This window comes from Candidatus Sodalis sp. SoCistrobi, assembly GCF_900143145.1.
Taxonomy (GTDB): domain Bacteria; phylum Pseudomonadota; class Gammaproteobacteria; order Enterobacterales; family Enterobacteriaceae; genus SoCistrobi.
Map to the genome: position 1 here is coordinate 1 of NZ_FRDB01000029.1, position 18,301 is coordinate 18,301.

General features: G+C 60.3%; 15 protein-coding genes and 1 pseudogene. 3 read left to right on the forward strand and 13 right to left on the reverse strand.

Features of this window, described 5'->3' with window-relative positions; genetic code table 11:
* Positions 1-1,360, forward strand: a 1,360-nt coding sequence (locus CINSTRO3249_RS03565) for a flagellar biosynthesis protein FlhF (RefSeq protein ID WP_254304262.1), incomplete at its 5' end; no start/stop codon positions are given.
* 14 nt (positions 1,361-1,374) lie between these two features.
* Here CINSTRO3249_RS03565 and CINSTRO3249_RS03570 read toward each other — a convergent pair.
* The 11 genes and pseudogenes from CINSTRO3249_RS03570 to pdxB form a co-directional block, all read right to left on the reverse strand.
* Positions 1,375-1,596, reverse strand: a pseudogene (locus CINSTRO3249_RS03570) (transporter substrate-binding domain-containing protein); the annotation flags it as partial.
* A 310-nt stretch (positions 1,597-1,906) separates the two neighbouring features.
* Positions 1,907-2,476 carry a UbiX family flavin prenyltransferase gene (locus tag CINSTRO3249_RS03575; protein ID WP_074012222.1) on the reverse strand — a complete coding sequence of 190 codons (570 nt, stop codon included), beginning with the start codon at positions 2,474-2,476 and terminating at the stop codon, positions 1,907-1,909.
* A gap of 124 nt (positions 2,477-2,600) precedes the next feature.
* Entirely contained in the window at positions 2,601-4,118 is a 1,518-nt protein-coding gene (gene purF, locus CINSTRO3249_RS03580) for an amidophosphoribosyltransferase (protein WP_074012223.1), read from the reverse strand.
* Between the two features lie 33 nt (positions 4,119-4,151).
* On the reverse strand, positions 4,152-4,640 hold the full coding sequence (cvpA, locus tag CINSTRO3249_RS03585) for a colicin V production protein (RefSeq protein WP_074012224.1): 489 nt from the start codon (positions 4,638-4,640) through the stop codon (positions 4,152-4,154).
* A gap of 574 nt (positions 4,641-5,214) precedes the next feature.
* A complete protein-coding gene (gene dedD / locus CINSTRO3249_RS03590; RefSeq protein WP_074012225.1) occupies positions 5,215-5,940 on the reverse strand; it encodes a cell division protein DedD in 726 nt (241 codons plus the stop codon).
* The gene (gene folC, locus CINSTRO3249_RS03595) at positions 5,930-7,201 is read right to left on the reverse strand and encodes a bifunctional tetrahydrofolate synthase/dihydrofolate synthase (protein WP_074012226.1); all 1,272 of its coding nucleotides are present in this window, start codon (positions 7,199-7,201) and stop codon (positions 5,930-5,932) included. Before folC ends, dedD begins: the two co-directional genes overlap by 11 nt.
* 84 nt (positions 7,202-7,285) lie before the next feature.
* Positions 7,286-8,206 (reverse strand): acetyl-CoA carboxylase, carboxyltransferase subunit beta, encoded by a 921-nt coding sequence (gene accD, locus CINSTRO3249_RS03600; protein ID WP_074012227.1) that lies wholly within the window; start codon positions 8,204-8,206, stop codon positions 7,286-7,288.
* A 201-nt stretch (positions 8,207-8,407) separates the two neighbouring features.
* Positions 8,408-9,070: a DedA family protein gene (locus CINSTRO3249_RS03605; RefSeq protein ID WP_074012228.1), complete on the reverse strand. Its 663-nt coding sequence runs from the start codon at positions 9,068-9,070 to the stop codon at positions 8,408-8,410.
* A gap of 33 nt (positions 9,071-9,103) precedes the next feature.
* Positions 9,104-9,895 carry a tRNA pseudouridine(38-40) synthase TruA gene (gene truA / locus CINSTRO3249_RS03610; protein WP_074012233.1) on the reverse strand — a complete coding sequence of 264 codons (792 nt, stop codon included), beginning with the start codon at positions 9,893-9,895 and terminating at the stop codon, positions 9,104-9,106.
* 65 nt (positions 9,896-9,960) lie between these two features.
* Positions 9,961-10,974, reverse strand: a complete 1,014-nt coding sequence (locus tag CINSTRO3249_RS03615) for an aspartate-semialdehyde dehydrogenase (protein WP_074012234.1) — start codon at positions 10,972-10,974, stop codon at positions 9,961-9,963.
* A gap of 154 nt (positions 10,975-11,128) precedes the next feature.
* Positions 11,129-12,262, reverse strand: a complete 1,134-nt coding sequence (gene pdxB / locus CINSTRO3249_RS03620) for a 4-phosphoerythronate dehydrogenase PdxB (protein ID WP_074012229.1) — start codon at positions 12,260-12,262, stop codon at positions 11,129-11,131.
* A gap of 285 nt (positions 12,263-12,547) precedes the next feature.
* On the opposite strand from pdxB, the gene flk reads away from it, so the two are divergent.
* A complete protein-coding gene (gene flk / locus CINSTRO3249_RS03625; protein ID WP_074012230.1) occupies positions 12,548-13,561 on the forward strand; it encodes a flagella biosynthesis regulator Flk in 1,014 nt (337 codons plus the stop codon).
* 241 nt (positions 13,562-13,802) lie between these two features.
* Here the strand turns inward: flk and CINSTRO3249_RS03630 are convergent, their stop codons facing one another.
* Together CINSTRO3249_RS03630 and fabB are read right to left on the reverse strand one after the other, a co-directional pair.
* Positions 13,803-15,011 (reverse strand): MFS transporter, encoded by a 1,209-nt coding sequence (locus CINSTRO3249_RS03630; protein ID WP_074012235.1) that lies wholly within the window; start codon positions 15,009-15,011, stop codon positions 13,803-13,805.
* 170 nt (positions 15,012-15,181) lie between these two features.
* Positions 15,182-16,393, reverse strand: a complete 1,212-nt coding sequence (gene fabB / locus CINSTRO3249_RS03635; protein ID WP_074012231.1) for a beta-ketoacyl-ACP synthase I — start codon at positions 16,391-16,393, stop codon at positions 15,182-15,184.
* A 155-nt stretch (positions 16,394-16,548) separates the two neighbouring features.
* Here fabB and mnmC point away from each other — a divergent pair, with 155 nt between their 5' ends.
* Entirely contained in the window at positions 16,549-18,177 is a 1,629-nt protein-coding gene (gene mnmC, locus CINSTRO3249_RS03640) for a bifunctional tRNA (5-methylaminomethyl-2-thiouridine)(34)-methyltransferase MnmC2/FAD-dependent 5-carboxymethylaminomethyl-2-thiouridine(34) oxidoreductase MnmC1 (RefSeq protein ID WP_074012232.1), read from the forward strand.
* Positions 18,178-18,301 lie beyond the last annotated feature (124 nt).

Sequence of the window (18,301 nt, forward strand, 5' to 3'; positions counted from 1 at the left end):
CATAGGTATCTACACATTTATCGTGATACCTGTTATTACTTTGCAGAATGATTTCAACCTATCTGTTGGCGGGATTGACTCTCGCCTTACCCGCCGATATCAGACGCTGGTTAAACAGCATATGACGCCCGCGGCTCTTCTTGCTTCTGCGGTTAAAGACCTCGCAAGTGCTCAAAAATCAACTTTCGCAACTACCCAAGCTGTCTGGCGTTTTCTGAATAATAAGCGAATTAGCTTCAGTCAACTCAATGAGCCAATTATTTCGCTAGCACTTGAGCAAATTTCGCTTAGCCCGCATCCATACGCTCTCGTTGTTCATGATTGGTCACGTTTACAATTTCTTTACCATCATGCCAAATACGGACGCTTAAAAATGACGCACGGTGGCGATGTTGGATATGAACTTCAAAGCAGCTTGCTGGTTGATGCTGGCACGGGTTTGCCAATAGCGCCTCTATCTCAGACACTTACCGATGCAACCGGTTGTCATTCAACGTTGGCGGAAGGACTGTCCGAACGGCAGACACATATGGACGCCTTGACGACCGATATTGCCCGTGTGGAATCGCTTAATATAGGTAAAAAGCTGATTCATATAATTGATAGAGAGGGTGACTCTATTGGACATATGCGGACGTTGAGTACTCAAGGAATATGCTGGCTTATCCGAGGAAAAGAAGGACATGGTGCAGAGTGGCAAGGTAATTCATTGAAAATTGGTGAGATTGCTGCTCTTCTGCCATACAACGGATGCGGACAGGTAGACTGGAAAGGGAAAAAAGCTGATATGGAAATCAGTGAAACCTCGATAGTCATAACCCGAGCTGCGCAGCAGAAGCGTAAAGATAAAGAAACCGGCCGCCGCATAAAAATCCAACCTGGAGAGCCTCTGACGGTCAGATTGGTTGTTGTTCGGCTTACGGATGATCTCGGTAATGTGGTGGGACGCTGGACGCTGCTTACAAACGTTTGCAGCGAGATCACCTGCGAGGAAGTAGCTCGTTGGTATTACTGGCGCTGGAATATTGAATCATTTTTTAAGTTGCTGAAAGGTGCCGGACATGACGTAGAAACATGGCTTCAGCGCAGCGCGCCAGCCGTACTACGCAGGTTGTTAATAGCCAGTATGGCTGCTGTTCTGGTATGGCGGCTGCAACGCGCTGAAGGAGAAGAAAATGCGGCAGCCCGCCAGCTGATATGTCGCTTGTCAGGACGACAGCAAAAGCGAGGCCGCAGAGAGAGCGCTCCTGCTCTGCTCGCTGGCCTATCCATCTTGTTGAATACACTAAAATTATTATCGGAATATAGTCTGGAAGAACTTACTCATTTAGCGAGAGTTGCTCTTAAGCCTCCTCCCTGATGTGTAGATACCTATGCCTTCAGCGAGGGGATAAGCGCGTCGAAATCGCTTTCCACGAAGGTACACTTGGCCTCAATACGTTTACACAGATCTTTGGCCAAATCGATATCGAAACCCACCAACTCGCCGCTGGCGTTTTTCGATTCAAAAGGGGCATAGGTGGGTACAGCGGCAAACGCGCTGCCCGCGCAAGCCAGTGCCGCCATCAAAGGAAGAACTTTTACCAGCTTATTCATAAATTACCCTCAGTATAATTATTTAATGCCCGGCACATCGTGTGTCCTTTTACGCCGGAACCATTGCACATTTCATGCCATGTATCGCGCCGCGCCCGCGATGAGCGCCCAAGGCGGCAAGGGCCGTTGTACCCCCTTGCGTCTGGCGCAAACCGCCGGTATCGCTAACGCGCCGGACGATGCAAACGCCACTGCCTGACGGCGCTGCACCAGCCATATACCTAGCATGTTCATTATTGGTTTAATGTTATTTTCCTGCACCATTATTATGAGAATAATTTCACCTTTGGTTAATTGCCGGCTGCGGCACTCAGCCGCCTTGCCAGCGCGGAAACAGGTCTTGCGGCAGCACCAGGTCGAACTGATCCACCGTCCGGTTGACCGTCTGATCGATAATGTCGCTTATCTGGGCAGGGCGGTGATAAAACGCCGGCACCGGCGGCATAATGACTGCACCCAGCTCGGCCGCCAGCGTCATCAGGCGCAGATGCCCCAGATGCAGCGGCGTTTCACGCACCCCCAGCACCAACCGGCGCCGCTCTTTCAGCACCACATCCGCCGCGCGCGTCAGCAGCCCATCGCTGTAGCTATTGACGATGCCGGAGAGGGTTTTCATCGAACAGGGCAGGATAACCATGCCCAGGGTTTGAAATGAACCGGAGCTGATGCTGGCGGCAATATCCCGGGAATCATGCACGACATCCGCCAGCGCCTGCACCTCGCGCAGGCTGTACGGGGTTTCCAGCGTCAGCGTTTGCCGCGCGGCCGGGCTGATGACCAAGTGGGTTTTAATCTCCGGCAGCGTAGCCAGTACCTGCAGCAGGCGGACGCCATAAATGGCGCCGCTGGCGCCGCTGATGCCGACAATCAGTCGTTTCATACCTCAACTCCTGCCAGTGGAAAGGCGAAAAAAACCCGGCGCGGTTGACCGCCCGGGTTGAGATGACCTGCCGCCATTAAAGCGCGGGTCAGCAATATAGCCTACTGCACTCGCGCGGTACCGATCAACCTTCGTTATGCATTTCCAGGTTTTCGACTTCGGTCTGGGCGCGCATTGCTTTGGAATCATCGTTGCGCAGCGACTCCAGATAATCCAAATAGCGCTGATCCACGTCGCGCGTCACGTAGATGCCGTTGAATACCGACGATTCAAATTGCTCGACGTCAGGGTTATCTTCCCGCACCGCCCGTTCCAGGTCGGCCAAATCCTGAAAAATCAGCGCATCGGCGCCAATAAGCTGCCGTATTTCGTCCACCTCTCGGCCGTGGGCAATCAGTTCCGAAGCGCTCGGCATATCAATACCGTAGACGTTTGGAAAGCGGATTTCCGGCGCGGCGGAAGCCAGGTAGACGTGACGAGCGCCCGCCTCGCGCGCCATCTCGACGATTTGCTCGGAGGTTGTGCCGCGCACGATGGAGTCGTCCACCAGCAGCACATTTTTATCGCGGAATTCGGCGCGGTTGGCGTTGAGCTTACGGCGTACCGACTGCCGGCGGACCTGCTGGCCGGGCATGATAAAGGTACGGCCGACGTAGCGGTTTTTCACAAAGCCCTGACGATAGGGTTTATTCAGGATGCGCGCAATCTCCAGTGCAATATCACAGGAGGTTTCCGGGATCGGGATCACCACATCGATATCCAGATCTTCCCATTCGCGGGCGATTTTCTCGCCCAACATCTGGCCCATGCGCACGCGGGCACTGTAGACCGAGATTTTGTCGATGAACGAGTCCGGCCGGGCGAAATAGACATACTCGAACAGACATGGGTGATGCCTCGGGTTCTCGGCGCACTGCCGGGTGAACAGCTGCCCTTTTTCGGTGACGTATACCGCCTCGCCCGGCGCAATGTCGCGCAGGAAATCAAAGCCCAGCGTATCCAGCGCCACGCTTTCAGAGGCCACAATATATTCATTGCGCCCGTCCGCCAGCGTGCGCTTGCCGATAACCAGTGGGCGGATGCCGTTGGGGTCGCGAAAGGCAAACAGACCATGACCGATTATCATGCCGACGCAGGCGTAGGCGCCGCGGATCTGCTGATGGGTCGCCGCCACCGCCGCGAAAATGTTATCCGCTTCCAGCGGATAATCCGGGAAACGATCCAGCTGGGCGGCAAAGATGTTCAGCAGGATTTCCGAATCGGAGGTGGTGTTGACATGACGCCGCCCGTTCTCAAACAGTTTTTTACGCAGTTCGTGGGCGTTGGTCAGGTTACCGTTGTGCGCCAGGGTGATGCCGAACGGGGAATTGACGTAAAACGGCTGCGCCTCGGAGGCGCTGGAGCTGCCGGCGGTCGGGTAGCGGACGTGGCCCACCCCCATGTTGCCCTGCAGGCGTTGCATATGCCGGGCCTCGAAAACGTCCTTAACCAGTCCATTGGCTTTACGCAGGCGAAAATAATTCAAGGCATCGATGGTGACGATGCCCGCCGCATCCTGGCCGCGGTGCTGCAGCACCGTTAAGGCATCATAGATAGACTGGTTTACCGGCATGAAACCGGCGATTCCGACAATACCGCACATGTTGTCATTTCCTCATCAGCGTTACCGGGACAACTACTGCCTCGGTAAGAAACTCGACGTGCTTTGCAGATAGTCAAAAAACCATCTGATGATACCGCTGAACTGCGGTATCAGTTGGGACTGCTGCCAGTCCTGACTGTGGGAGAAACCGGTGAAGGTGTCGAGAAAGAACAACGCCGCCGACACAATCAAAACGCCGCGCAGCGCGCCGAAACAGACGCCTAATACCCGGTCGGTGCCGGACAAACCGGTTCGCTCCACCAGCGAACTAATGACGTAATTGACGATGGCCCCGACGATCAGGGTCGCCACGAACAGCAGGGCAATCGCAATACCATTGCGCACCATCTGCTCTTCAAAGCGGGTGAAGTATATCGCAAGATAACTATAGTAATGGCTGGCGACAAAAAATGCACAGGCCCAGGTCACTAAAGATAATGCCTCGCGCACAAACCCGCGAATCAGACTCACCAAAGCGGAAATAACAATGATGCCGATAATGACGTAATCAACCCAGATCATGCATGCATCCCTTGATCATTCGCCCGGTCAGCTGGTTCGCGGCGAATTCTAACAGAAAAAGAAAACGTTTGCGTAGGGGATTTATTCCCCCCGTTTAAATAAATAACGGCGATTAAAAAAGATTAATCGCCGCAATAAGATAGCGCAACAGGGCGCGCCGCCTGCCTGCAGAGCACCCAAGTCCACCAGGGCAGAACGCCGCCTGACGCCGCACCTGCGCATCACGGCGCCGGGTGCCACTCCGCCAATTGAGTGCCTACCGACCTTAGGCACAGCGACACTGGCCCATGCGCCGTCGCTCGCCGGCGGACCTCGGCCGCATCACGGCACCGGGTGCTAGTCCGCCAACTTAGTGCGGACCGGCCTTAGGCACAGCGACACCGGGCCATGCGCCATCGCTCGCCGGTGGACCTCGGCCGCATCACGATGCCGGGTGCCACTCCGCCAGTTTAGTGCATACCGGCCTTAGGCACAGCGACACCGGCCCATGCGCCGTCGCTCGCCGGCGGACCTCGGCCGCATCATCGCCGGGCCAGGCGCTGCTTGGCTTGGCTCGGCTCGGCTCGGCAAAAGTCTACCGTACGCTATAGGGCCGCAATTGACCGTTAAGACCGCTTAACTGGTTCAATTCGCCCAGCGCGCTCTGCAGTTTATCCCGGGAGGCATCTGGACCAACAAAAATCCGGGTAATCTGCCCCTGCACCGGCGCCGACGGCGAAGTATAAACGCGATAGCCCGACAAGCGCAGCTTGGCGACGATTTCCGACACCTTATCGGCGTTCTTCAACGCCCCGAGCTGCACCACCCACGCCTGCCCTTTTGGCGCCTGCTCGGCGGCGGGCGCTGCGTCTGGTTTCGGCGTCGGTGGTTTGGGCGCTTCCACCTTCGGCGTCTGCGGTTTGGGCACCGGCTTGCTCTCAGGCCGCGCGGCCGGCTTGACCTCCGGTTTGGCCGCCGCGGGCGGACTGACTTTCATTTCCGGCGGCGCCAGCGTCTCTGGCTGGCGGGAACCGCTGGCAGCATCCGGTAACGGCGCTGGCGTCTGTCCGCCGCCGGCCGGCCGGCTGGATTGTTCTACCGCCTCGCCCGCCCCTTCCGGCGGTTGACTCGGCAATTGCTGGCTGGCCGGCGGCGTCGCGTCAAGCTCGTCGCTGTCGCCGGGCTTCGGCACCAGCGGGATAGCGGCAAACTCGTCCTGATAGTGCTTCTTTTTACCGTCCAGCAGGCCGGGCAAAATGATGACGCCGAGGGCGACAAGAATAATGGTCCCGACCAGGCGGTTTTGAAATTTACTCGCCACAATGCTTCTCCCTTTCAGCCAGCGCCATGACCGGTGCCACGGTATGGAAAGAGCCGAATACCAGCACGCAATCCTCCGGCGCGGCGTCCGCTATTGCCTGATGCCAGGCGCTTGGCACATCCTCAAACCGTTGCGCGTCGCTGTCAAGATGCGCCGCCAGTTGTGCGGCGCTAGCGGCACGCGGCCCGTCAAGCGACGCGCAATACCAAACATCTACCAGCCCGCGCAAGCAGGCAAGGGTGCCGGGAATGTCTTTATCCGCCAGCATACCGACCACCGCACGGACTTTGCCGGTGCGCGGCAACGCCGCCAGACGCCGGGCCAGATAGCCGGCGGCATGGGGATTATGCGCGACGTCCAGAATGGTCAGCGGCGCCCGGCCGAGACACTGAAAACGTCCTGGGAGCGAAGCCTCGCGCAGCCCCTGGCGCACCGCCGCTTCCGGTAGCGCGAACGGCAGGCGGGCAATGGCGGCCAGCGCCGTGGCGGCGTTTTCCAGCGGAATGGCCGGCAGCGGCAACGCGGTAAGCTCGCGCATATTGTCCCACCAGCGCCAATGCTGGCCGTCGTCTCGCCACCACCAATCGCGATCGCGGGCATATAGCGTCGCGCCGCAGTCGACAGCGGCGGCGTCGAGTGTCGCCGGCCGGTCGGGCTCACCCACGACCGCCGGTTTGCCACGACGGAAGATACCGGCTTTTTCCCGCGCGATAGTGGCACGATCCGGCCCCAGCCAATCGGTATGATCGAGGGCGATGGAGGTAATCACGGCGACGTCGGCATCGACGATATTGGTGGCGTCTAACCGCCCCCCCAGCCCAACTTCAAGGACAACCACATCCAGCGCCGCTTGCCGGAAAAGCTGCAGCGCCGCCAGCGTGCCGAACTCGAAATAGCTGAGCGACGTCGCGCCACGGCCGGCTTCGATAATAGCCATCGCTTCACTGTGGGCGGCTTCCGGCAATTCGTCGCCTTGAATGCGTACCCGCTCGGTATAGCGCAGCAAATGCGGGGAGCTATAGACGCCGACACGCATCCCGCTGGCCAGCAAAATGGCCTCCAGCAGCCGACAGGTGGTACCTTTGCCGTTGGTGCCGCCGACGGTGATAACAAAGGGGGCCGGGCGCAGCAAATTCAGGCCGGTAGCCACACGGCATACCCGCTCCAGGCCCAGATCGATGGGTTTGGCGTGCAGACGTTCAAGATAATAAAGCCACGCGACCAGTGGCGACGTGGCTTGGGGAATAGGCAGATTTTCCATACGTCCGTTCATTGGCTTATGCTTGGTTCTCATTAAGCCTGCCCCGATCCTGCAGATGACCGCGGGCAGGCTTGCGCCGCCCGTTTATGCCTCGTCGTGATGATCCTCCGAGACCGCATCAGGGCGCGGCTCGTGTGGCAAAGGATCCTGCGGCTGCGGCCGGTTGGTCAATTTGGCCAGCAGACCGGCAAGGCGCAAACGCATCTCCGGGCGACGCACGATAAGGTCGATAGCGCCCTTCTCCAGCAGAAATTCACTGCGCTGAAAACCGGCCGGCAATTTTTCGCGTACCGTTTGTTCTATCACCCGCGGACCGGCGAAGCCTATCAGCGCTTTCGGCTCGGCGACGTTCAGATCGCCCAGCATCGCCAGACTGGCTGAGACGCCGCCCATGGTGGGATCGGTCAAAACCGAAATGTACGGCAGCCGCCGATCGCGCAGCCGCGCCAGCGCGGCGCTGGTCTTGGCCATTTGCACCAGCGACATCAGCGCTTCCTGCATACGGGCGCCGCCGCTGGCGGAAAAACACACCAGAGGACAGTCGTCCGCCAGCGCCTGCTCCACCGCGCGCACGAAACGCGCGCCGACCACCGAGGACATCGAACCGCCGATAAAGGCGAACTCGAATGACGCCGCCACCACCGGCATGCCGTACAGCTCGCCTTTCATCACCACCAGCGCATCTTTCTCGTCGGTGGCTTTTTGGGCCGCCGCCAGGCGATCCTTGTACTTTTTCGAGTCCCTGAATTTCAGGATATCTTTCGGCTCCAGCTCGCTACCGAGCTCGGTCTCGCTTCCTTTATCCAGGAAAGCGTGCAGGCGCGCGCGCGCGGTCATCCGCATGTGGTGATCGCACTTCGGGCAGACCTCCAGATTACGTTCCAGCTCCGCGCGATACAGCACCTGGCCACAGCTATCACACTTGGTCCACACGCCTTCGGGAATGTTCGCCCTGCGCGCCGGGGTGATAGTGCTCTTATTGAGAATTCGTTCAATCCAGCTCATCGATAACCTTTCTGTTTGAACCTGGCATCCGCCAGTCCGCTATATCTACTTGACCTTTGACCGCGGCGCGAGGGCCGCCGTCTTGCGCGCTTCCCCGCCGGGGATGGCGCGCCAAAGGTTGCCCATTAAACCATAATGGCCAGCGACTTGGCACAGAAAACTCTGTGCTTTGTTCACATTCTGCCCGCCGGCTTCAGGAAATCAGTGACTCTTACTCTTGGCGACCATCCGGCGCCGGCGCCACACTTCAATCACGCCCGGCAGCACCGACAGCAGGATAATCGCCACGATAAGCCACTTCAGATTTTGCTGCACCACCGGCATATTGCCAAAGAAATAGCCGGCGTAGCTAAACAACAGCACCCACAGCAGTCCACCCGCGACATTGTACAGCGCAAAGTGGCGGTAACGCATATGGCCCATGCCGGCCACGAACGGCGCGAAGGTGCGCACGATGGGGACAAAGCGCGCCAGAATGATGGTTTTACCGCCGTGCCGGGTATAAAACTCGTGGGTTTTGTCCAAATAGCGGCGGCGAAAGATTTTGGAGTCCGGGTTGCTAAACAGTTTTTCGCCGAACAGGCGGCCAATCGTATAATTGACCGCATCGCCGGCGATAGCCGCCAGCACCATCAACAGCACCATCACATGAATATCGAGCCCGTTACTCGGCAGCGCCGCCAGCGCGCCGGCGACAAACAGCAGCGAGTCTCCCGGCAGGAAGGGCGTCACCACCAGACCGGTTTCGCAAAACAGAATAAGAAACAAAAACGCATACACCCAGACACCGTACTGCGCCACCAGCTCTGCCAGATGCACATCGATATGCAAAATAAAATCGATGATAAATTTAATATATTCCATTCAGTTTTCCCGGTAACGCAAGTCGAAAGAAAGTTAGCGGTCAATCCGCCAAAATAACGGCCCCAGCGGCGACGCTGGCAGTGCAAAACGCGACGGGTAATCCACCGCCACCAGGTAAAGCCCCTCCGCACGGGCGGTAGCGCCGGCCTGTGTCCGGTCGCGGCACGCCAGCAGGTCGGCGATCCAGCTTTCCGGCCGGTTGCCGCACCCCACGTCCAGCAGACTGCCTACAATATTACGAACCATATGATGAACAAAAGCATTAGCTTTAATATCGACCACCACATAGCGTCCCTGACGCGTGACGTGCAGATGGTGCACGTTGCGCCAGGGGCTGCGCGACTGGCACTGCAGAGCACGAAAAGACGTGAAATCGTTTTCGCCCAATAAACACTGGCCGGCGCGCGCCATCGACGGCGCATCGAGCGGATGATAGTAGTGGGTCAAACCGCGGCCGAGCAGCGCCGGGCGCAGGCGATGATTATAGATGATATAGCGGTAGCGCCGGGCGGTCGCGCTGAAACGCGCATGGAAATCGTCCGCTACCGGCGCCACCCAACGCACGGCAATATCGGCCGGCAGATTGGCATTGACGCCGAGCGTCCAGGCGGCATCCGGCCGCCGCGCCCGGGTATCGAAATGGACCACCTGCCCGGTAGCGTGCACGCCGGCGTCGGTACGACCGGCGCAATAAACCGTGACGGGCTCATCGGCAACCGTAGAGAGCGCGCGTTCAAGGCACGCCTGCACGCTCGCCACTTCCTGCTGACGCTGCCAGCCGTAATAGGCGCTGCCGTCGTACTCAATTCCGAGCGCCAGCTTCATCGCGCCGTCATTGGCCGCCGCCGGCAGCGCCTCGTCAGCCTCGGGCAGGGGCGCCGTTTGTAGTGTCACCACGCACTGGCCTCGGCCATCAGTTTCTCCGCGGTCAGCACCGCCATCAGCGCGCCGCCGAAGCGGACATTATCCGCCACCGACCAAAACTGCAGCAGCTCGGGCATGCCGTAATCGTTGCGTAGACAACCGATACTCAGCGCCACGTTGCCCGAGGCGTCCTCTACCGGCGTCGGATAGTCCAGCTCTTCACTCAGCGTCAGTCCTTCGCCGGCCGCCAGCGCCACGCGCGCCTCTTCCGCGGCCATTGGCCGCAGCGTTTCCAGATGGACCAGTTGTGCATGGCCGTAGAATATCGGCGCCTGCACGCTGCTGACCGAGATAGGCAGCCCCTCATCACGCAGGATTTTGCGCACTTCGTCCACCAGACGGCGTTCGCTGCGCACCGAGCCGGCGTCGTCGGGCAGCAGCGGCAGCAGGTTGAACGCCAGCTGACGTGGGAAGAAGCCCGGCTCAGCGGGCAAACCGTTCAACAGGCGGGCGCTCTGACCCGCCAAATCGTCCACCGCCGCTTTGCCGTGGGCGGAGGCAGACAACAGATTACTGACGTGCAGATGCCCCAGGCCGGCCAGATCGGTAAGCGGCTTTACCGCCAACAACAATTGACTGGTCAACGCGTCCGCCACCGCCACCATATTGCGGTTACGGTAATCGGCCAGCACGTCGTCATTCACCCCCGGCACCACGAGCGGCACGTCCGGCTCCAGGGCAAACAGGCCGCTGACATCGACCACCAGGCAGCCGGCGGCGGCGGCTTCAGCCGCATACAGCGCCGAGGCCTGCGCGCCGGCGACAAAGAAGGCCAGTTGCGCCTGCGACCAATCGAACTGCGCCGCTTCGCTAACCTGCAAACTTTGTCCGTTAACCCGCACCGTCTCGCCGGCGCTGCGCTCGCTGGACAATAAAAACAGCTCCCTAAACGGGAATTGGCGTTCCTGCATAATCTCCAGCAGCGCCGTACCGACTGCGCCTGTTGCGCCTAAAAGAGCGATATTCCAGCCGTCAGACATCATGTTATCTCCCGTTGTGCGATGCCGCGGCGCTGCGGCCGAGGCATCCGTCAATCAAAATAGCGTACAAGGCCCCTGGCGCAGTTCGCCGCGCATCCTGCGGGGCAAGATAGCCACCACCGTCAGGCACGACCGGCGCCGGCGCCGTGCGGCTTTAGCCGGCGAACGGCCGGGCTTGAAACCCCAGTTGCCGCAACGCATCGGCGCCGACACTATCGTCGGTTTCCACGCACAGCGACGACCACTCCCGGCGCTGATAATAATTTTTGCGCAAACGATCGAACTCCCCCGGCAGTCCGGCGGCGTGACGCAGCTGCATATCATCCCGCCGCACATCATAGACCAGATGCGCCAACAGACGCAGCGCCTCTTCATCGATATCGCCGCGCAGCCGGATGCGCTCTACCGCCGGCGGCGGCAGCAGTGCCGCCAGGCTCGCGCGCTCATCGCTGCCGACATAAGCGCTGTAGGCATCGAAAACCTGCGTGGTACCGCGCGCCTTGCCTTCCAGGGTATAACCGGCAATGTGGGCAGTGCCGATATCGACGCGGGCCAACAGCGGCAACGACAGCGCGGGTTCCGGCTCCCAAACGTCCAGCACGACGCTCAGCGGCTTGTCACTCTCCAGCGCCTGCAACAGCGCGGCATTATCCACCACCGCGCCGCGGCAGGCATTAATGATAATACGGTCGGCGGGCAGCGCCGCCAGCAATGCTTCATCCACCAGATGCCAGGTGGCATGCCGGCCGGCGCGGGTGAGGGGCGTATGGAACGTCAGCACATCCGCCTCAGCCACCAGCGTTTCCAGCGGCTGCCAATCGCCGGGGGCACCCGCTTCCGCCAGCGGCGGATCGCACAGCAAGGTACGCACGCCGAAAGCATTGAGCCGCCGTTGCAGTCGGCCGCCGACATTCCCGACGCCAATAATGCCGACGGTTTTGTCGCGCAGGGCGAAACCGTCGCGCTGCGCCAGCCATAGCAAGGCGGAAAAGACGTACTCCACCACCGCAATCGCGTTGCAGCCCGGGGCCGCGGAAAAACCAATCCCCGCCTGCGCCAGCCAATCTTCATCCACATGATCGGTGCCGGCGGTGGCGGTACCGACGAATTTGACCCGGCTGCCGTCGAGCAGAGCGCCGTCGACGCGGGTGATTGAACGCACCATCAGCGCGTCGGCCAGCGCCAACGCCGGCGCGGGGATCGCCCTGCCCGCGACAGTCTGCACATCACCCAGACGACCGAACAGCGCCTCGGCATAAGGCATATTCTCATCCACCAGGATTTTCACATCTGGCTCCGGCAGCACTGTGCCAACAAACGTTAAAGGGGGAATATTCTGCCACCGAATGCGTAAGAATCCCAACCCTATCACGTTTCATTTTGCCATTGCCGCCGCTCAGAGCTGTTAAACTTACGGCAGCAGGGTCCATTGACCCCGCCGGCAGAAAATGCCATCCCGATGCCGGGTGCTACCGCTGCCGGCAGGGACTTGCTATTATCAGCCCCCAACAGCGCGCCGTTAGCGGATCCGCGCCGAGATCTCACCGTCTGCCCTCCCGCGAGGATATGCACTATGCAACCAGTTACCGGTCCCGGTACGCCGCCACGGGGTCAGACGCCACCGCCGCCCGGCCCGGATCAGCCCCTGACCACCGCCCAGCGCACGACGCTTGAGCGGCTGATTACCCGCATTATGGCCCTGAGTCCCAGTAAGCCGGCGGAAATCTGGGCCGCGCTGTTTCACCACCTGAACATTGCCGGCGACGGCGAGTTACGGGTGCGCCACTTTCTTCCCGCCGAACAACTGCTGCAGGGACGATTGGTGACGGCACAGGACACATTGGCCGGCCGACAATTGTTGCAACAGTTGACCGATCTGCTGCCCCAGGGGAATAACCGCCAGGCGGTGAGCGATTTTATTCGCAGCCAGTTCGGTCACACCGTTCTCAGCCAGCTGGACGCTGGCCAACTGCGCCAGGTGTTGCATCTATTACAAAGCGGACAGTTGGACATCCCGACGCCACAGCTGGCCGCCATGACCGATCGCACCTTGCTGCCGGCGGAACACCAGGCTATCAGCCAGCTCATCACCCGGCTGGCGGCGCTTACCGGCGAGACGCCCACCGAGCTGTGGGAAAGTCTGCACCGTATGATGGGGCTGAAATCCGGCGATCCTATTCCCGCCCGCCATTTCCCATTATTAAGCCAGTTCTTGCAAAGCCATTTGACGCTGTCGCAGCAAGGGCATCCCACGCTGTCCACGCTCACGGCGGTGCTCAAGCATCCCGTCCACGGCGAGGAGCAGCAGGCGGTGGAGCAATACTGCCGGCAACATTTCGCCGCCGGCAGCCAGACGCCGCTGACCAGCGCTCAGGTCAACGCGGTGTTGCAGTATTTGTTTATTTATCGCCTGAGCCGCACCCAGAGCCAGCACCAGACGCCGGATGTCCGGCTGCTTCAGCCGGTGACCCACCCGCTTATCGCCACCGAACACGAACTGCGGCCGATGCGCGCGGCGCGATCGCCGCTGGTGATCGGAGTGTTTGTCGCCGTAGTGCTGGCTGTTATATGGCTGCTGGCCCGCTGAGGGCCGGGAGCGGCGGACGCGCCGCAGGAGCCTTATCTTGATGATGCGGCGTGCGCCCATGGGCATGTTGGCTGACCTGCCCGGCGCAGAGACGCCGCAGGGGCGCTGAAAAGCATGATCATTTACCGCGACCGGCGCCCTGCGCGCGAAAGCAACCCAACCGTCAAAGCAACCCGCCCGTCAGAGGCGCCACAGCGCGTATGACGAAAATGCCTTTTCCCGCAGGGGCGTCCGCCGCTCGTCAGGCACCGGTGTCGCCGCTCTCCTGACGCTGCTGCCGGGCAAATACCAGCGTCACGGCGATCCCCGCCAGCGCGCAGAGCATAGCGGCGCCAAACACCGAAGCGTAACCCAAGCGGGTTGCCAGCATGCCCAGCAACGGACCGGTCACGGCATAGGCCACATCCTGGAACGCGCTATAGCCGCCAACCGCAGTGGCGCGCGCCTGCGCCGGTACCCGTTTCACGACTTCCACGCCCATAGCGGGAAATATCAAGGAACAGCCGGCGCCGGTCAATCCCGCGCCCAGCAGCGCCAAACCGGGATCCGTTGCCAGCCACAGCAATGCCAGCCCCAGCGCTTCCACCGCCAGCGAGATAAGCGTCACCCGCACGCCGCCCAGTCGATCGGGCCAATGGCTCCCCCAGAAACGCAGCGCGACAAAGGCAATACCGAAAGCGCTAAAAGCAAAACCGGCATGATCCCAATGGCGCAAATTAAAATACAGCGAAATGAAGGTGCCGATGGCGGCGAACCCTATCCCTTGTAGCGCCAGCGCCATCCCCGGCAACCGAATCAGATTGACCACCGAACGCAGCGATGGCCGGCTGCCGGTGTGGGGTCGAATCGATGCGATGCGGGCATTGCAGGCCAGCGCCAGCAGCGGCAACAGCAGCGTGGTCAATCCAAGGGTGATAAAACCGCCGGAGCGATGATAGAGCAACAGGCCCACCGGCGCACCCACCGCCAGCGAGCCATAAATGGCGGCGCCGTTCCAGGACATCACCTTGCCCGCGCGCGCCTGCCCCAACAAACCGAACCCCCAGCTCAAGGTACCGGTCAGCAGTTGACTCTCGCCGAAACCCAGCATGACGCGCCCAATCAACAGCAGCCCGTAGCGGGAATACACCGGCAATGGCAGCAGTGCCGACAGCAGATAAAATATGCCGGCCAACCCGCATGCCGCCATCCCCTGCAGCGCGGAACGTTTAGCGCCGAACTGGTCGGCGAGTCTGCCCGCGTAACTGCGGGTCAGGACCGTGGCCAGGAATTGAATACCGACCGCCACACCGACCAGCGTGTTGCTAAGTCCTAACTCGTCATGGACATAAAGCGGGATAACCGGCAACGGCAGCGCCACGGTCAAGTAACAGAGAAACACCGCACTGCACAGCGAGAACAGCGTCTTATTCGCCGGAATGGTGCCTAATGTAGTCGGTTCAGCATGCATGATGCGGGCTTGCTCCTGACAAATTAACGGCAAAGAGAGCATAAAAAAACCAACGCCCTTCCCTTCCGACGCCGTCACGGTAGACAGGGGAGCGTTGGTTAGCGTGAACGCCTATGCCGGCGCACGGCAACGGGGCCCCGGCGCCACGGCAAGGCCGCACCCGACACGGTTTAGCCGTATTTCCGCATCACGAGCGTTGCGTTAGTGCCACCGAAACCAAAGCTGTTGCTCATGACGGTGGTCAACGCACGCCGGGTCGGCTCGGTAATCACGTTCATGCCTTCCGCCTGGGGATCAAGCTGTTCGATGTTGATGCTCGGGGCAATAAAGCCGTGCTCCAGCATCAGCAGCGTAAAGATGGTTTCATGCACCCCGGCGGCACCCAGCGAATGACCGGTCATCGCCTTGGTGGAGGAGAACGCCGGATGCTGGCTGCCGAAGGTTTCACGGATAGCCCACAACTCTTTGACGTCGCCAACCGGCGTAGAGGTCCCGTGGACATTCAGATAATCCACCGGGGTATCGACATCTTTCAGCGCCATCTGCATGCAACGGATGGCGCCTTCGCCGGACGGGGCGACCATGTCCGCGCCGTCGGACGTCGCGCCATAACCGATAATTTCAGCATAAATATGGGCGCCGCGGGCCAGAGCATGCTCAAGCTCTTCCACCACCACAATACCGCCGCCGCCGGCGATAACAAACCCGTCGCGATTGACATCATAGGTGCGCGAGGCTTTGGACGGCGTTTCGTTATAGCGGGTGGACAGCGCGCCCATGGCATCGAATTCACAGGCCATTTCCCAGCACAGCTCTTCACCGCCGCCGGCGAACACCACATCCTGTTTGCCAAGCTGGATCATTTCCACCGCACTGCCGATACAGTGCGCGGAGGTGGAACAGGCAGAGCTGATGGAGTAGTTGACGCCGCGAATTTTGAAAGGGGTCGCCAGACACGCCGACACGCCGGAGGCCATTGCCTTGGTGACCATGTAGGGTCCCACGCCGCGCAGACCACGGGCGCGCATACCGTCGGAGCCGGCAACCTGATTGCGCGGCGAGCCGCCGCCGGAGCCAACGATAAGGCCGGTGCGATTGTTAGACACCATGTCGGGCGTCAGCCCGGCGTCGGCAATCGCCTGTTCCATGGACAAAAAGGCGTAGACAGAGGCATCACTCATAAAGCGCGCCATTTTGCGATCAATCAGCCCGGTGGTATCGAGTTTGACATTGCCCCAGACATGGCTGCGCATGCCGGAATCTTTCAATTCCTGGGAAAAGGTAATCCCGGAGCGGCCTTCTTGCAACGAGGCCAGGACTTCTTTTTGGTCGTTACCGATACTTGATAAGATCCCCAGGCCGGTAATCACAGCACGTTTCATTTAATACCTCTTGTAATAATATTTGAGTTTCAGTCACGCACTTTAGCTTACAGATGTAAGCTGAACAAGTCCGATCAGAGGATGTTAGCAAAATTTGCACCGGAAAGCCCGCGTGGTTAGAATCGTCCCACTTTCCCTGCCGTGAGCCTGCTGCCGTGAACCGCCACGCCGTTGAACCCGCCGTATTGCGCTGGAACGATCAGGGTACACCTGTATCCCAAAAATTTGATGACGTCTACTTTTCCAATCAGGATGGTCTGGCGGAAAGCCGCCACGTTTTTCTGCAGGGTAATGGCTTGCCTGCCCGCTTCACGCCCCATCCGCGCCCGGTCTTTCGGGTAGCGGAAACCGGGTTTGGCACCGGCCTCAATTTCCTGGCGTTATGGCATGCCTTCGAGACGCACTGCCGTCAGCAGCCGGTAATAGGCGCGCGGCGCCTGCACTTTATCAGCGTTGAAAAATACCCGCTCGGTAAGGAAGATTTGCGCAGTGCGCTCGCGCCCTGGCAAACGCTGGCGCCGCTGGCGGAGGAACTGCTGTCCCTCTGGCCGCAGCCGGTAGCCGGTTATCACCGCCTGATACTGGCCCACGGCAAGGTTATTCTCGATATCGGCTTTGGCGATGTCAATGCGCTGCTTCCCGCGCTGGACGTCAGCCTGGACAATCAGGTTGACGCCTGGTTTCTAGACGGTTTCGCCCCGGCGAAAAACCCCGATATGTGGCAGGAGACGCTGTTTGCCGCCATGGCCAGACTGGCCGGACCGGAAGCCAGCTTCGCCACCTTTACCGCCGCCGGTTTTGTCCGCCGTGGACTGCAGCAAGCCGGTTTCGCAGTGACGAAGGTCAAAGGCTTCGGCCGTAAGCGGGAGATGCTCACCGGCATACGGGCGCCGCGCGGCGACGTTGATTCCGATGCGGATGCCGATGCTGCGCCCTGGTATGCCCGCCCCTCGGCCGCCGGGCCCGACGATGTGGCCATTATCGGCGGCGGGATCGCCAGCGCTCTGGTCGCACTGGCACTCCTTCGGCGCGGCGCCCGCGTCACCCTTTATTGCGCCGACGGTCAACCGGCGCAGGGCGCCTCGGGCAATCGTCAGGGGGCGCTCTATCCACTGCTGAATCATCGACATGACGCCCTGGCCCAATTTTTTGCCGCCGCCTTTCCTTTCGCGCTGCGCTGCTATCAGCACTTGGCGGCGCAAGGGGTGGCGTTTGAACATCAATGGTGCGGCGTCACGCAACTGGCCTGGGATGCGAAAAGCGCCGGCAAAATCGTGCACATCCTTGACGCCGGCTGGCCGACCACGCTGGTGCGGCCGGTGGCACGTGCAGACATGGCCGCGCTGGTGGGGGTAGAAACCGGCCGTGATGGCCTGACGTATCCGGCGGGGGGCTGGCTCAATCCGGCACAGTTGACCGCCGGCGCGCTGCAGCTCGCGGCGCAACAGGGGCTGCAAACACATTACCGTCGGCGATTGACCGCGCTCAGCGCCGACGATGGCGACGGCTGGCGGCTGACCTTCGCCTGTGGCGGCGAGGCACGCCATGCCACGGTCGTGCTGGCTAACGGGCATGAAATGAGCGGGCTGGCCCCGACCGCTGCGCTACCGCTCTATGCGGTGCGCGGACAGGTGAGCCATCTCCCCGCGACGGCGCCGCTGGCGGCATTGCGGCAGGTACTGTGCTTTGATGGCTATTTAACGCCGCAAAGCCCCGGCTTTGCCAGCCATTGTCTGGGCGCCAGTTATCAACGCGGCGACACCGGCACGGACTATCGTGACTGAATCACCCCGGATAAATTAGAGTCTATACTTTAAAAGTGGAGGTCTCTATGACAACGACCAAACGTTACTCTCCGGAAGTCCGTGAACGGGCAGTTAATCTAGTGCTGGAAACTCAGCATGAGCA